The following is a 14201-nucleotide window of genomic DNA, read 5'->3' as shown; positions in this document are numbered from 1 at the left end:
GATGTCGACTCACCTAGTACAAAATAAAAAATAAAAATTCATTAACTAAAAGTAATAATGGAAGACAGCAATTCTAAATTTTTAAAAAATACCGAAGCAATTTTCAATTGGACCTATCCTGGTGCTACTTTATATTACAGAGATTGCAACCTCGAAAATAAGGTACTTGAATTATACAAGGAAGGCCAGATTTTAAGAAACGGTTATTTTCTTGACGTAAGCTATAAAGGCGGAGGAACAGACAAAAATACCCGATTTATTATTGCATCCTCTAAAGCAGCAAAATTATACGAAATCAATCCTGATGTCGAAAAATACGGACATTGCTGTATTAATGCCAATAGCTATTTTAAAATATTGAACATCTATAAACTTAAGGACAAAACCCAAATTTTTCTTCTGCACATTCCTGCCAATGGAATCGAATATTTTTCTAATGTATCTTCTAATATTGACGAGCAATTTATTGCCAGAGCTAAAAAAAGTTTTGATGAGAAAGCCGAAATAAATCCTATTCCTGAATTACTCGAAAAGAATTGGGTTGAAAGAACCAATTTTCCCGTAGGAATGGACGGCTATAATAAATTCTACTCTCTTGAATCTACCACACCTATTCCGGTGCAAGGAGAGCATTTGTACAATGGAATCCGCAATTTAACAAAAGACAATTCGGATCTCAATATTTCCCCAATTAAAACTGAAGACAGACCCAAAGGATTTTAAAACTCCTTGTCTGGATAGTAAAACCACCCAAAAACAGATTTATTTTTTATTTGACACAGATTCTGCTGATTTGACAGATTTCATTAAATTCTCTGCTTAAATCTTTTAAAACCTTCGTAAAAAAAAACTTAATAAAGAAAAACGTGGCGGCTCTGTGACTTTGCGCGATTAAAAAACACACAGAAAAAACCTTTGTCCCTTTGTTCCTAAGAACCTTTGCTCCTTTCTTATAAAAAATCCTTAATTTCGCATTCAAATTAGAAGGAGAAAAATGAAGGTATGTATTGCTGAAAAACCAAGTGTAGCACGAGAAATCGCATCCGTTTTGGGCGCTAATACCAAACACGATGGATATTTTGAAGGAAACGGTTATGCCGTGACCTACACTTTTGGACATTTATGTACCTTAAAAGAACCTAACGACTACAAACCGCACTGGAAAAGCTGGGATTTGAACAACCTGCCTATGCTTCCGGAGAAATTCGAAACCAAAGTCGTTGAGAATTCAGGAATCCAAAAGCAGTTTAAAATTGTAAAAAGTCTATTCGACAAAGCCGAGTTGGTCATCAACTGCGGGGATGCCGGGCAGGAAGGAGAACTGATTCAGCGTTGGGTCATGAACGAAGCCCACTACAAAGGCGAAGTACAGCGTTTATGGATTTCATCCCTGACAACCGAAGCGATAAAAGAAGGTTTCGAAAACTTAAAACCCTCTGCCAACTACGATAATTTATTCTACGCCGGATTTTCCAGAGCCATTGGCGATTGGTTATTGGGTATGAATGCCACACGTTTGTACACCGTAAAACATGGCGGCTACAAACAAGTATTGTCTATTGGGCGCGTACAAACGCCGACATTGGCCATGGTTGTCGACCGCTGGAAAGAAATCGAGAATTTTAAACCTCAGCCCTACTGGGAATTACAGACTTTATACAGAGAAACCCTTTTTAGTTATGAAGAAGGACGTTTTCTGAAAAAAGAAGATGGTGAGCTTTTAGCCAACAAAGTCAAAGAAAGTGAGTTCGAAATTGTTTCGGTTGAGAAAAAGAACGGAAACGAATACGCTCCAAAGTTATTCGACTTAACGGGTTTACAGGTATATTGCAATACCAAGTTTGGATTTTCGGCAGATGAAACGCTTAAAATTGTACAGACTTTGTACGAACAAAAAGTAGTAACCTATCCCAGAGTCGATACGACTTTTTTACCAAACGATATCTATCCAAAAGTACCGGGAATTCTGCAAAAATTATCCAAATACGCCGAATTAACGCAACCGCTTTTAGGAAAAAAAATAAAAAAATCACCTAAGGTTTTCAACGATAAAAAAGTTACGGATCACCACGCGATTATTCCAACGGGAATAGAATCTAATTTGCAATACAATCAGCAACAGGTTTACGATATTATTACAAGACGTTTTATTGCGGTATTTTATGATGATTGTCTCGTTGCCAATACCACGGTAATTGGAAAAGCTGCCGAAGTCATGTTTAAAACCACCGGAAAAGAAATCCTGAAAAAAGGTTTCCGTGTTGTGTTTGAAGACCCAAACGCCAAAGAAAAAGAAGCCGATTTATTACCGAGTTTTGTTGTGGGAGAAAAAGGCCCGCACGAACCGTCGTTTTTAGAAAAAGAAACCAAACCGCCCAATCAGTTTACAGAGGCAACTTTATTGCGTGCCATGGAAACGGCCGGTAAACAAGTCGATGATGAGGATTTACGCGAATTGATGAAAGAAAATGGTATTGGTCGCCCGTCAACACGAGCAAACATCATTGAAACCCTTTTTAAGCGTCAATACATTGTTCGAAATAAAAAGCAGGTTTTACCAACACCAACCGGAATCCAGCTGATTGATACGATTCAGAATGAACTGATCAAATCGGCCGAGCTTACGGGTTCGTGGGAAAAACAGTTAAAAGATATCGAAAAAGGCACTTTTACCGCCGGAGCGTTTATCAAAAACATGAAACGAATGGTCGAAGCTTTGGTTACTGAAGTAAGAAGTGAAACCAGACATGCCAATATATCACATGCGGCAACCATTGAAAAACCGGTCGTAAAAGCAGAGAAAAAGAAAGCTGCAGGAATTTTGGCAGAAACCTGTCCGAAATGCCAGAAAGCAACCTTAATAAAAGGAAAATCGGCTTTTGGATGTGGCAATTATAAAGGAGGTTGTGATTTTGTTTTACCTTATACTTTTGCAGAGAAAAAAATATCCGAGAACCAATATTTACGATTAGTCCAAAAAGGATCAACAGTAAATATCAAAGGCTTTAAAACCGAAGAAGGAACTGTAGAAGGTTTAATTCGTTTTGAAGAAAACTATAAACTAAAATTAGAAGTCAAAAAAACAGCACCAAAAGCAAAACCAACTACAACAGCTGATTCGGATGCCTTAACATGCCCAAAATGTAAAAAAGGAACCATCATGAAAGGAAAAACTGCTTATGGCTGTGGCGATTATAAACTGGGTTGCGATTTTAAAGTGACTTTTGATGATGTAAGAGCTAAATTAAAAGATCAAAAACCAACAAAAGAATTAGTTTACGCTATTTTGGGCGAAAGCGTTTAACGTATCTTTCCTGCCACGGATCAAAAGGATTAAAATGCTTTTTTTGTTGTGTCTTTTTGCCCCTGATTTTACTATTTTTTATCACGCAGATTGTGCAGGTTAAGGCAGATTTAATTTTGATTTAAATTATAGAAATCTGCGTGAAATAGGATTATCCTGATCCTTTAATCTGTGGCACGTTTTCTATTTATAATTGGAATAATAATTCGTGCTACTTTATGAAATTGCTTCACCTGTTCATGTCGCTCGGGTTGTGGCAACCTTTTTTTTAATATCTTAGCCTTTCAATTTAACATCAAAAAACCATAAATATGTTTCATAAAATTACTCTTTTAATACTTCTATTAGCCGTTGTTTCTTGCCAGAAAAAGGAATCTGTTGAAAAAGATAAAATCAAAATTGCCGATTGGCTTATCGGAAACTGGGAAAACAAATCTCCAGATGGTGTTCTGACTGAAAACTGGATCAAATTAAATGATAGTACTTTTAGTGCCGCTTCTTATTTCATTAAAGGAAAAGATACTTTGCACTTCGAAAATATTGTTTTGGCACAAAAAGGTGAGACATTAACTTATCTGGCCACGGTAAAAGGTCAGAACGATGATAAACCGGTAGCATTTCCATCAACTGCAGAATCCGACAAACAGTTGGTTTTCGAAAACCCAAAACACGATTATCCTCAAAAAATTACTTACACAAAAGGTGCTGATCATACTTTGACCGCTGAAATTTCCGGGAATTTAAATGGAAAGGTGAGTTCTGAAAAGTTTGTTATGACGAAAAAATAATAAAAAATGAAATACAGCATTTCTGAAGAAAACAGATTAAAAGCCTTAAATAAAAACAGAATTTTCATGTCTCTAAATTATGGTGGCGGTATTTTGATCGCTACTTATATTTTGACTCAAAAATTCAATTATTTAACCACAGACAGAATAATATTTTTTATTGGAATTATAGCTTTAGCACCAATCGGATGGTTCTATTTTGATAAAAAATTTAAAAACAGAATTAGCACTGAATATGAAATTGAAGATGAGAAGCTAACGATAACTGAAAATGGAAAATTACCACAAGTCATTTTATTAAATTCTATTTTTTCAATCGTAAAATTTTCTCAAGGCTATAGGGTTATATCTAAATCTGGAAAATTTTACATCTTAGAAATAGTTGAAAATAGTGAAGAATTTGTAAGAGAGCTGAATAAATACATTCAATGATTCTTAAATTTTGTAAAATTCTAAATGAAAAATAATTTACTCCATACTATAACTGGAAATGCTACAGTAATAGGATTTCATTCCTTCCAAGATTTAAAAAATCAAAAAAAGAACCAGAGGTTCTGCCAATATTGTAGGGCTGGACTAAAATTTATATCGAAAACAAGCACAAAATAATGAGATGAGAATATATTCATCATTACAAATTGGCGATTATCATCAAAATAATTGTGAAGATCATTTATTCATCGGTAAATACGGAAAAAACAACATTGTTTGCGCTGTAATGGATGGTTGTACAACAGCATTAGAGAGTCAGTTTGCTTCTTTGCTAGTGGGAAAAATTCTAAAAAAAATCTGCTTAGAAAAAGGATATAAAGAATTTGTCGAGAAAAACAACGCGCCTCTTTCTCCCGAACAAAACTTAAAGCTAGTTTTACAAGATTTATTAAACGAGCTTAAAATCATAAAAAATCAATTGATGATTGATGAAAAAGAATTATTAACAACCCTGATAATTCTTTTATTTGATGAAAAACAGCAAAAAGGCATTGTATTAGCAATTGGAGATGGTTTTGTCAATATAAACGGAAAAGTAACCGAATTTGAGCAAGACAATAAGCCTGATTATTTAGGTTTTCATCTTTCTGAAGATTTTCAAACTTTTTATAGTTCACAGAAACAAAAAATTGAGTTCAACTCACTTGAAGATATCAGTATTGCAACGGATGGAATTTTTACTTTCGAAAAATTACTTGCTGCTAAATCAAAAGAAAAATTTGATGTAATTCAGTTTTTAACAATTGACAAAACAAATTCTGAAAAAGATAATATGTTTTCTTTTAAACTAAAAAAATTAGAAAATGAATTTGGATTAAAACCAACAGATGATTTTTCTATCATTAGAATCATACAATAACCATTCGATTATCAACTAAAATCCAAAAATAAAAATCTTAGCAACTCAAAATCTCAGAATCTTCAAAAAAACTATTCGTTCTCCCCGATCTTATTCACCATAAAAATCATCAGTATACCTAAAAGCGCCATTACCAAAAACGCCCATTTCATACTTAAGTACTCAGAGATAAAGCCAACCATTGGCGGCACCAATAAAAATCCAAGATAACCAATGGTAGATATAGAAGTTAGCGCTGAACCGCTGCTTAGTTTTGATGATCGTCCGGCAATACTAAACACTAACGGAACTACGCAGGAAACCCCAAATCCGATTAAAACATAACCAAAAATTGTGGGATAAGCATACGGCACAACAAAACAAATTGCAAACCCTAAAGTGATTAAAATACCGCTGTAAAGCAGAATCCGTTTAGTACCAAATTTCATTACGCCATAATCCCCAAACAAACGCCCTAAGGTTACGGCTGTTGCAAAAAACACAAAGGCAGCACTGGTAAGTTTTGGCGAAGCCTTTAATATATTTTCAAAATAAATTCCGCTCCAATCGTACATTGTATTTTCGCAAGCCATAGAGACAAAACAAATCAGGGCAAACTTGACCAGGTTTTTTTCCGGCATTGAGAAAAATTTCTTTTTAACCGGTACAGGCTGATTATGAATGCTCAGCGGATAAAAACAAGCCGTAAGGGCAAGCATAAAAACACTTACTCCCAATAAATGGTGCGAGGGAGCAATATGCTGTGTTACCATTACATACCCCAAACCTGCTCCTGCAAAAACCGCTATACTCCAAACGGCATGAAAACGGGTTATAATAGAATGCGGATATAATTTTTGAACCTCCAGCGATTGTGCATTAATAGACAAATTGAAAATATTACGAGAAGCCCCAAAGATTAAAAGTACAATCACCAACTGCCATACAAACGCCACCAAACCCGGCAAAGACAAGACAATATTAAACATGATAGCACCAAGCAGCATGATATAACGGCTGCTGTATTTATTTAATAGTTTTCCTGTAAAAGGCATTGTCAGCATCAGACCAATCGGAAAAGCAAATAAAACGGCTCCAAACTGAGCTTCGGATAAATGCAATTGTGCCTGTATATGCGGAATACGCGATACCCATGAAGAATATCCAAATCCGGAAAGAAAGAAAAATACCGTATTGGCTATTCGGAACCCTCTGGGTGTATTCTGAATTTTTTTAAAAAAAGGTAAAATCATGAAGTCATTTTTCAGACTGCAAAATTAAGTCTTTTGAAGTGTAACTTCTACCCTTTTTATGATTTTTAATAAAAGTCAGAAATTTAATTCATTTACCTCTTTTTTAGCAAATTTTAGAAAAAAGTTGACTAAAATATAACAAAAAGTACCTTAAATCAAGGCAAATAATATTTGTTAAGGAAATATTAATTTTTACATTTGCATTGTTTTTATTTATTCTAAATAAAAACAATAACGTAAACCAATTTAAAATAAAATGAAATATCTTACTATGAGAACTACCCGTTTTCTATTTACTTTCAGTTTTCTGTTTTCTGTTTTTTGTTCTTTTGCCCAACAAAATTTCGGAAAAATAAAAGGAACTATCACCACATCTGAAGGTGATCCGGCAGCCAGTGTTAACATTATTCTTAAATCTTCAAAATACGGTACTACAACAAATGACGATGGTACTTTTGAGTTAAACAGAGTAAGACCCAACACCTATACTTTACAAATATCCTTAACAGGTTATGAAACTACGGAACAGGAAGTTGTAGTAACCGAAAGTGAAACGACTGCCATTGATGTACAATTAAAAGTTTCAAACAAGGAACTACATGAAGTTGTGGTAAATGGTAAAAAAAGCATATTATCTAAAAAAACAGATTATGTTGCCAGAATGCCATTGAAGAATCTGGAGAACCCACAGGTTTATAATGTGATTCAAAAAGAACTTTTACAGGAACAAGTTGTTGTAGATATTAGGAGCGCGGTTCAAAATGCGCCTGGCGTAACTTCTAAAATTTATCCTTCAGGAGGACTTGAAATTTCTTTCAGAGGATTCAGCACCGGGGTTAATGCCCGAAACGGAATGGAAAATATGACCGGAAGAAGTTCTATTTCTATTGATAATGCAGAACGTATTGAGGTTCTTAAAGGTCCTTCGGGAACTTTATTCGGGTCTTCTGTATCCTCTTTTGGAGGTGTTGTAAACCTGGTAACCAAAAAACCTTTTGAGGCTAAAAAAACAGAAGTATCCTATACAGGAGGAAGTTTTGGATTAAACCGAATTGCACTTGATATCAATACGCCATTAACGCAAGACAATAAAGTTTTGTTTCGATTGAACACTTCGGTAAATACTGAAAAGAGTTTCTTAAATTATGGTTTTAATAAAACATTCCTGATTGCTCCGAGCCTTATTTATAAAGCAACAGATAAACTAACCCTGAGTATTGATACTGAACTTTACAATACAAACAATACACGCCCTACCTACGGGCGCTCGTATGCAGCCGGAATTACAAACCCAACAGATCTTAAAGTAGATTATAAAAAGAGTTTGTTTCATGACGACTTAGATGCTAAAACCTCATCGGCAAAAGCTTTTGTTCAGGCAGAATATCAATTAGCCGAGAACTGGAAATCTACCACACTTTTCTCTTTTATTGACGAAAATGTAGATCATAGTTACCAATATTACACGGTTTGGAATTCGCCAACAGAAGTACAAAGAATGGTATCGCGTTTTGGACCAATAAGCAATCAGTTTACCAATATACAAGAGAATATTAATGGCGCGTTTTCTACCGGAAGTATTAAACACAAATTATTAACAGGTGTTAATTACAGATTTACAAAAGGCACTTTTAATTATGCCGCTACTAAACCTCTTGATACTATTGATGTAACCAAACCTTTTGGTCCCATTCGAAAAAAACAGGTTGATGCGGCATTATCTGACCAGTCATTTGGCGTTCCGGATGAACAAACCTTTAGTGTTTATGCCTCAGATGTAATTAGTTTTACAGATCGTTTATCCGCCATGTTAAGTCTTCGTTTTGATAATTTTGTTCAGAAAAAAATTGAAGATACAGAAGGTTATAATCAAAATGCTTTATCTCCTAAATTAGGTTTGGTTTATGAAGTGGTGAAAGATCAGGTTTCTTTATTTGGAAATTATATGAACGGTTTTCAGAATTCAGGACCCGTAAATCAGCCTGATGGAACACTGTTAATTTTAAAACCAATTTATGCCAACCAATACGAAGGAGGTGTAAAAGTAGAAGCATTCAATAAAAAATTAAGCACTACAGTAAGTTATTACAACATTACTATTGATAATGCCACCAGAACAACTCCCGATGGTTTTAGCCTGCAGGATGGTAAACAGGTAAGCAAAGGTTTCGATTTTGAATTTATTGCAAATCCTGTAGAAGGCCTTAATGCTATGGCAGGTTATGCTTATAATGACAATCGTATCGTGAAATCATCAGATGCAACTATTGAAGGCAATAAAGCGAGTGCTGCACCGGAAAACGTCGTTAATTTTTGGGTTTCTTATAAATTTCAAAACAAATTAAAAGATTTAGGTGTTGGTTTTGGAGGCAATTATGTAGACAAACAATATAAATTTGAAGATGAAAGTTTTTACGCTCCCTCCTATTCTATTTACAATGCCACAGTATTTTATGACCAGCCTTCATGGAGGATTGGTGTTAAGTTTAACAACTTAAACAACAAAAAATACTGGGATTCTTATGGAATGGCTCAGACTCCATCGAATATTCTGGTAAACTTAACTTTAAAGTTTTAAGGTATTCTTATAAAAAATAACTTTATTACAAGGCTGTTTTTTAATCAACAGCCTTTCAAAAATTCTAAACTTAAGTCTTTTTTTATGTTTTATTTTTAATTATTCTAAATAAGGCTTAAGTTTGTAGAAATAATCACATTTAATAAATTTAAACTTCGTCTTATGAAATCTAAAACTTTAAAATCGATAGCATTTTTACTTTTAATGTTAGTGGCAAGTCCGCAATTATTTGCTCATGCACTTTGGATTGAAACCAAAGCAACAGGTACAAAAGGAAAAGCACAGGAAATTTCAGTTTTCTTTGGAGAATTTTCAGATAATGACATTACGCCTGCTGCCAAATGGTTTTCTGATTTAAAAGATTTTTCATTAGTACTAATTAGTCCGTCAAAAAAAGAAACTAAACTTACTGCAACTGCCTTAGAAAATAAATACCAGGCATTTTTCACCCCTGATGAAGACGGTGTATATACAGTAGTAATGCACCATACTGTAAAAGATGTTTACGGAACCATGAAATTAGATTATAATTCAAGTGCAACTGTTACAGTTGGTAATGCTGCAAAAGGAAATGAAGCTGCTGTAAACACTAATATCATCAGTTTATTTTCTAAAGATGCTACAACTGCAAAACAAAAAACAAAAGTGAATGTAAATGCATTATATGAAGCTAAGATCGCAAAAGAGCAAAAAATCAAAGTTATCGCTCCTAATGGCTGGGAAAAAGAATTATGGAGTGACAAAAACGGAGAAATCTCATTTACACCAATCTGGCCGGGAAATTATATGGTAGAATTTGCCTATACTGAAAAAGCCCCAGGCGAGCACAATGGTAAAAAATACGATGAAGTTTGGAAAATGGCAACATACCAGATTACAGTTAAATAATACATTCATTTTTTTCTAATTACATCATAAGCCTTGTTCTGTTGAGCAAGGTTTTTTTATGTCCATCATAACGTATTGTAGCATTCTTGATAAACTTTTAAATCGGATTGACCAAAACCCTAAGACAATCTTAAGCTAAAAATAAGCAAATATTAAACAAGAAAACACAGCAATAAATTTTGTTAAAACATTTCTATGGCCTTATATTTGCAAAACTTATTTTTATTGAATCTAAATAAAGAACATGAAATATAATTTACTACTCGCCTTATCTTTTATAAGCTTTGCATCGTATAGCCAGCAATATGCTACTACAGAAAACAACTCAGCAGCAACTGATACTGTAAAAAACAAAAAGGGAGAAATCCTGAATGAAGTTTTAATTACATCCAATAAACCTAAAAAACCAATTGAAGCAGCCCGCTCAGGAATTAAAGTAATGGACTTGCCTCAAAGTGTTCAGATTATTGGCAGCGAAATAATCGAAGAGCAACAAGCAATTCGTTTAAGCGAAGTGGTAAAAAACCTAAATGGTGTTTATGTTGGATCTGCCCGTGGCGGGGCTCAGGAATCATTCTTCTCAAGAGGGTATGATATGAGTGCCAACAATATGTTTAAAAACGGATTTCGCTATAACGCCGGTTCGATACCTGAAGTTTCATCTTTAGAAAAAGTAGAGTTCTTAAAAGGGGGTTCAGCTTTATTATATGGAAATGTTGCACCAGGCGGAATAATGAATCTGGTTACCAAAACTCCCAAATTTACTCAGGGTGGTGAATTATCGATGCAAGCGGGAAGCTATTCTTTTTATAAACCGTCTTTAGATATCTATGGACCGTTAAACAAATCTATAGCTTACCGGTTTACCGCTTCTTATGAAAACTCAGAGAGTTTCAGGGATTTTGTAAAAAACGAACGTATCTATATCAATCCTTCGTTTTTATTTAAATTAAGCGATAAAACGCAAATTACAGTACAAGGAGATTATTTAAGTGCTGACTGGACTCCTGATTTTGGTACCGGAATTGTTGGAAAAACAATTTTGGACTTGCCCCGAAATGAATTTTTCGGAGCACTCTGGTCAACGGCAAATACAAAATCTTCCAGTGCTTCGCTATTGTTTAATCATGATTTCAATGGCAATTGGAAGTTAAATTTTAATTCGTCTTATCAATCTTACCGCAGAACCCAGACCTCTACAGCTCAGTTAAGCACGGTTGAAGCTAATGGAAACTGGAAACGTGGCTTAACAAAATCTGACGGTTCTGAACAAATATTTGGCGATCAACTGAGTTTACAGGGCACTTTTAATACCGGTAGCATCAAACACCAAATTTTTACGGGAGTGGACTATGAAAATTCTATTGCACCTAGTTATACTTTTGGTTTTTATGCAACGCCAACTTCTACCGATGCTATTACTACCGAAGCTACTGCAATAAATCTTTTTAATTATGATTATAGCACACAAAGCCTTAATGTACCTTACCCAACCAGAGCAACACAATTAGCAACTACAAATACGCAGCGTTTTGGGGCTTATGCTCAGGATTTAATATCTATTACAAAGTACATCAAAGTTTTAGGGGGAATACGTTGGTCATGGCAGGAAAGTGATGTTACTACCTCTAAGGAAGTAGTAGAAAAGAAAGTTATCACAACTACTCTTGAAAATTCAATACCGGTTACAAGTGCTAAAACATTAAACAGGGCTTATTCACCTAAAGCAGGACTGGTAATACAACCTACAAAAGATATGTCTTTGTTTGCGAGCTACTCCAACTCTTTTACTCCTAATACAGGAACTACTGTAGATTTAAAACCTTTAGATCCGTCTATTATAGATCAATATGAAGTAGGGATCAAAAAAGATTTCTGGAGAGGTCTTTTAAGTACAAACATAACCCTATATCAGATTTCTAATAACAATTTAGCACAAACAGCGCCATTTTTAGCTGATGGTGTTACCCAAAACGCTTCTACTACCTTAAAAGAGTTAGTGGGAGCCACAAAAGGAAAAGGTGTTGAAATTGACATTACTGCACAACCGGTACTGGGATTAAATATAATGGCTGGTTATAGTTTTAACGAAACTAAAGTTTCTAAATCATCCGGAACAAACGGAAGCCTTGTTGTTGGTGATATCCTGGCAAGAACGCCAAAACACACTGCCAATTTAAGTTTTTTCTACAAGTTACCTAATGGTGTATTAAAAGGATTAACTTTTGGAGCTATTGGCAACTATGTTGGTGACCGTACAGGTGGCTGGAATGATGATTACTTATGGACAGCTGTTACACCGGCTACTACACCTCCAACTTATACTGTAACTATCAGAGATCGTGATATCCCATTAAAAGGTTATACCACTATTGATGCTTCTTTAGGATATGAGTGGAGAAAAATATCGATCTTATGCCGATTATCAAATATTACAAATGAATTAAATTATACTGTTCACGAAAATTATAGTGTAAATCCGATAGCACCACGTCAGGTAATGACGAGCTTAAGATACAAGTTTTAAAAATTGAACTGGATTTTAATGCTGCAAAGCTTTTTCTGCCTTTTCATTTAAAAAAACAGAAGAAGTTTTGGCTTTTAAAGAACAAAAAACCTCATTTAGTACTAAATGAGGTTTTTTGTTTTCATAATAGAAAACACTCTAATTGTATTACTTTTGTCGCTCAGATACCAAACCTCATCTAAAATTCCAAATATGTCAGATTCCAGGAAAAACCAATTACAAAAAAGTTTAGGTTTAAGTTTTAATATTGCCGTATTAATTGGAGGGACTATTGGAGTTGGAATTCTGAGAACACCGGGTTCTATTGCTGCATTATTAAATAATCAATGGCTTGTAATTGCTTCGTGGCTTTTTGGCGGATTATTTGTTTTAATTGGTGCCAATTCGTATGCCGAATTAGCGACTATGCTTCCTAAAGCCGGGGGATCGTATAATTACATAAAAAGGGCCTTTGGCGAATATGCCGGTTTTCTTTCGGGCTGGTTTGATTATATTACCAATGCCATTCCGCCTGCTTTTTTCTGTATCGTAATCAGCGAGTACATTATTATTTTATTTCCGGATTTAAAAAGTTATGCTACTGTCATGGCTATTTCGCTGTTGATCGCCTTTGTTTTATTACACCTAAGCGGTGTTAAGAACGGAAGTGCCATTCAGCAAATAACCAGTTTTATTAAAGTTATTTGTTTTGTGGCTTTGGTGGTCGCTTGTTTCCTGTATTCGGGGGTAAAAATTGATCCGGTTGCAAAAGATAATTCTTTCTTTCAGATTGGGTTATGGTTTGGATTTTTTAAATCACTTCAGCTTATTATCGGGACTTACAATGGCTGGAATAGTGTTTGTTTTTTTGCTGAAGAAAATAATGACCCCGGTAAAAATATTCCGAAATCATTGTTTAGCGGCGTACTGCTTGTAATGGCAATCTATGTTTTGTTAAACATCGCTTTTTTTCATGTTTTACCTATTGAAACCATAGCAAAATCAAATCTGGCAGCAGCTGATGTTGCTAATATTATATTTGGGAAAAACGGAGCTATTATTGTTACCGTTATTTCGATTTTTTCTTTGATTAGTATTCTGAATGCTTTTATGATGATTCCACCCAGAATTTTGTACGGATTAAGCCGTGATGGCTTTTTTACCGAAAAAGGCACAAAAGTCAACAAAGGCGGAACTCCTATTGTGGCACTTTTAGTTTCTTCTTTCTTTAGTTTGTTTTTGATTTGTATTGGCTCATTTGAAGTTTTATTTTCATTTGCAGCCTTTACCTCTATTATCGTTTGGGGATTAGCCTATTGCTCTTTATTAAAATTAAGAACCAAAGAACCTGATTTGCCAAGATCATATCGCTCTGTATGGTACCCCTGGACAACTATTATTGCTATTATTGCTTCGTTGGCGTTATTAATTGGTTTTGTTTACAGCGATCCGAAAAGTTTTATCATTATTGTTTTAATTACATTGATTTCTTATCCTTTATTTTTGTTTTTGAGAAAAATAAAAAAAGGGTAATTACCACAAAATAAAAACCCG

10 protein-coding genes are annotated in these 14201 nt (G+C 34.6%); 9 read left to right on the top strand and 1 reads right to left on the bottom strand.

The annotated features are described in order from the left end of the window. Positions 1-57 precede the first annotated feature (57 nt). From ACHRWY_RS07965 to ACHRWY_RS07945, 5 genes are all read left to right on the top strand, one after another. Positions 58-723: a hypothetical protein gene (locus ACHRWY_RS07965; protein ID WP_395353731.1), complete on the top strand. Its 666-nt coding sequence runs from the start codon at positions 58-60 to the stop codon at positions 721-723. A 271-nt stretch (positions 724-994) separates the two neighbouring features. Continuing rightward, complete coding sequence (locus ACHRWY_RS07960; RefSeq protein WP_395353730.1) at positions 995-3304, top strand: DNA topoisomerase 3; 2310 nt, start codon at positions 995-997, stop codon at positions 3302-3304. 311 nt (positions 3305-3615) lie between these two features. Next, positions 3616-4092, top strand: coding sequence for a DUF6265 family protein (locus ACHRWY_RS07955; protein WP_395353729.1), 477 nt, complete (start codon positions 3616-3618; stop codon positions 4090-4092). 6 nt (positions 4093-4098) lie between these two features. Continuing rightward, positions 4099-4524, top strand: coding sequence for a hypothetical protein (locus ACHRWY_RS07950; protein ID WP_395353728.1), 426 nt, complete (start codon positions 4099-4101; stop codon positions 4522-4524). 181 nt (positions 4525-4705) lie between these two features. After that, complete coding sequence (locus ACHRWY_RS07945) at positions 4706-5443, top strand: protein phosphatase 2C domain-containing protein (protein WP_395353727.1); 738 nt, start codon at positions 4706-4708, stop codon at positions 5441-5443. A gap of 71 nt (positions 5444-5514) precedes the next feature. Here the strand turns inward: ACHRWY_RS07945 and ACHRWY_RS07940 are convergent, their stop codons facing one another. Next, positions 5515-6675 (bottom strand): MFS transporter, encoded by a 1161-nt coding sequence (locus tag ACHRWY_RS07940; protein WP_395353726.1) that lies wholly within the window; start codon positions 6673-6675, stop codon positions 5515-5517. 256 nt (positions 6676-6931) lie between these two features. Between ACHRWY_RS07940 and ACHRWY_RS07935 the strand changes: the two genes are divergently transcribed. The 4 genes from ACHRWY_RS07935 to ACHRWY_RS07920 all read left to right on the top strand — a co-directional run bounded on the left by ACHRWY_RS07935 (position 6932) and on the right by ACHRWY_RS07920 (position 14180). Further along, positions 6932-9253 carry a TonB-dependent siderophore receptor gene (locus ACHRWY_RS07935; protein ID WP_395353725.1) on the top strand — a complete coding sequence of 774 codons (2322 nt, stop codon included), beginning with the start codon at positions 6932-6934 and terminating at the stop codon, positions 9251-9253. Positions 9254-9415: 162 nt separating this feature from the next. Next, positions 9416-10141, top strand: a complete 726-nt coding sequence (locus ACHRWY_RS07930) for a hypothetical protein (protein WP_395353724.1) — start codon at positions 9416-9418, stop codon at positions 10139-10141. 244 nt (positions 10142-10385) lie between these two features. Next, the gene (locus ACHRWY_RS07925; protein WP_395353723.1) at positions 10386-12668 is read left to right on the top strand and encodes a TonB-dependent siderophore receptor; all 2283 of its coding nucleotides are present in this window, start codon (positions 10386-10388) and stop codon (positions 12666-12668) included. Positions 12669-12860: 192 nt separating this feature from the next. Next, on the top strand, positions 12861-14180 hold the full coding sequence (locus tag ACHRWY_RS07920) for an APC family permease (protein WP_395353722.1): 1320 nt from the start codon (positions 12861-12863) through the stop codon (positions 14178-14180). Positions 14181-14201: the final 21 nt, after the last annotated feature.

This window comes from Flavobacterium sp. FlaQc-48 (assembly GCF_044007335.1).
Taxonomy (GTDB): Bacteria; Bacteroidota; Bacteroidia; order Flavobacteriales; family Flavobacteriaceae; genus Flavobacterium.
This window is presented reverse-complemented; position numbering and strand designations above follow the sequence as displayed.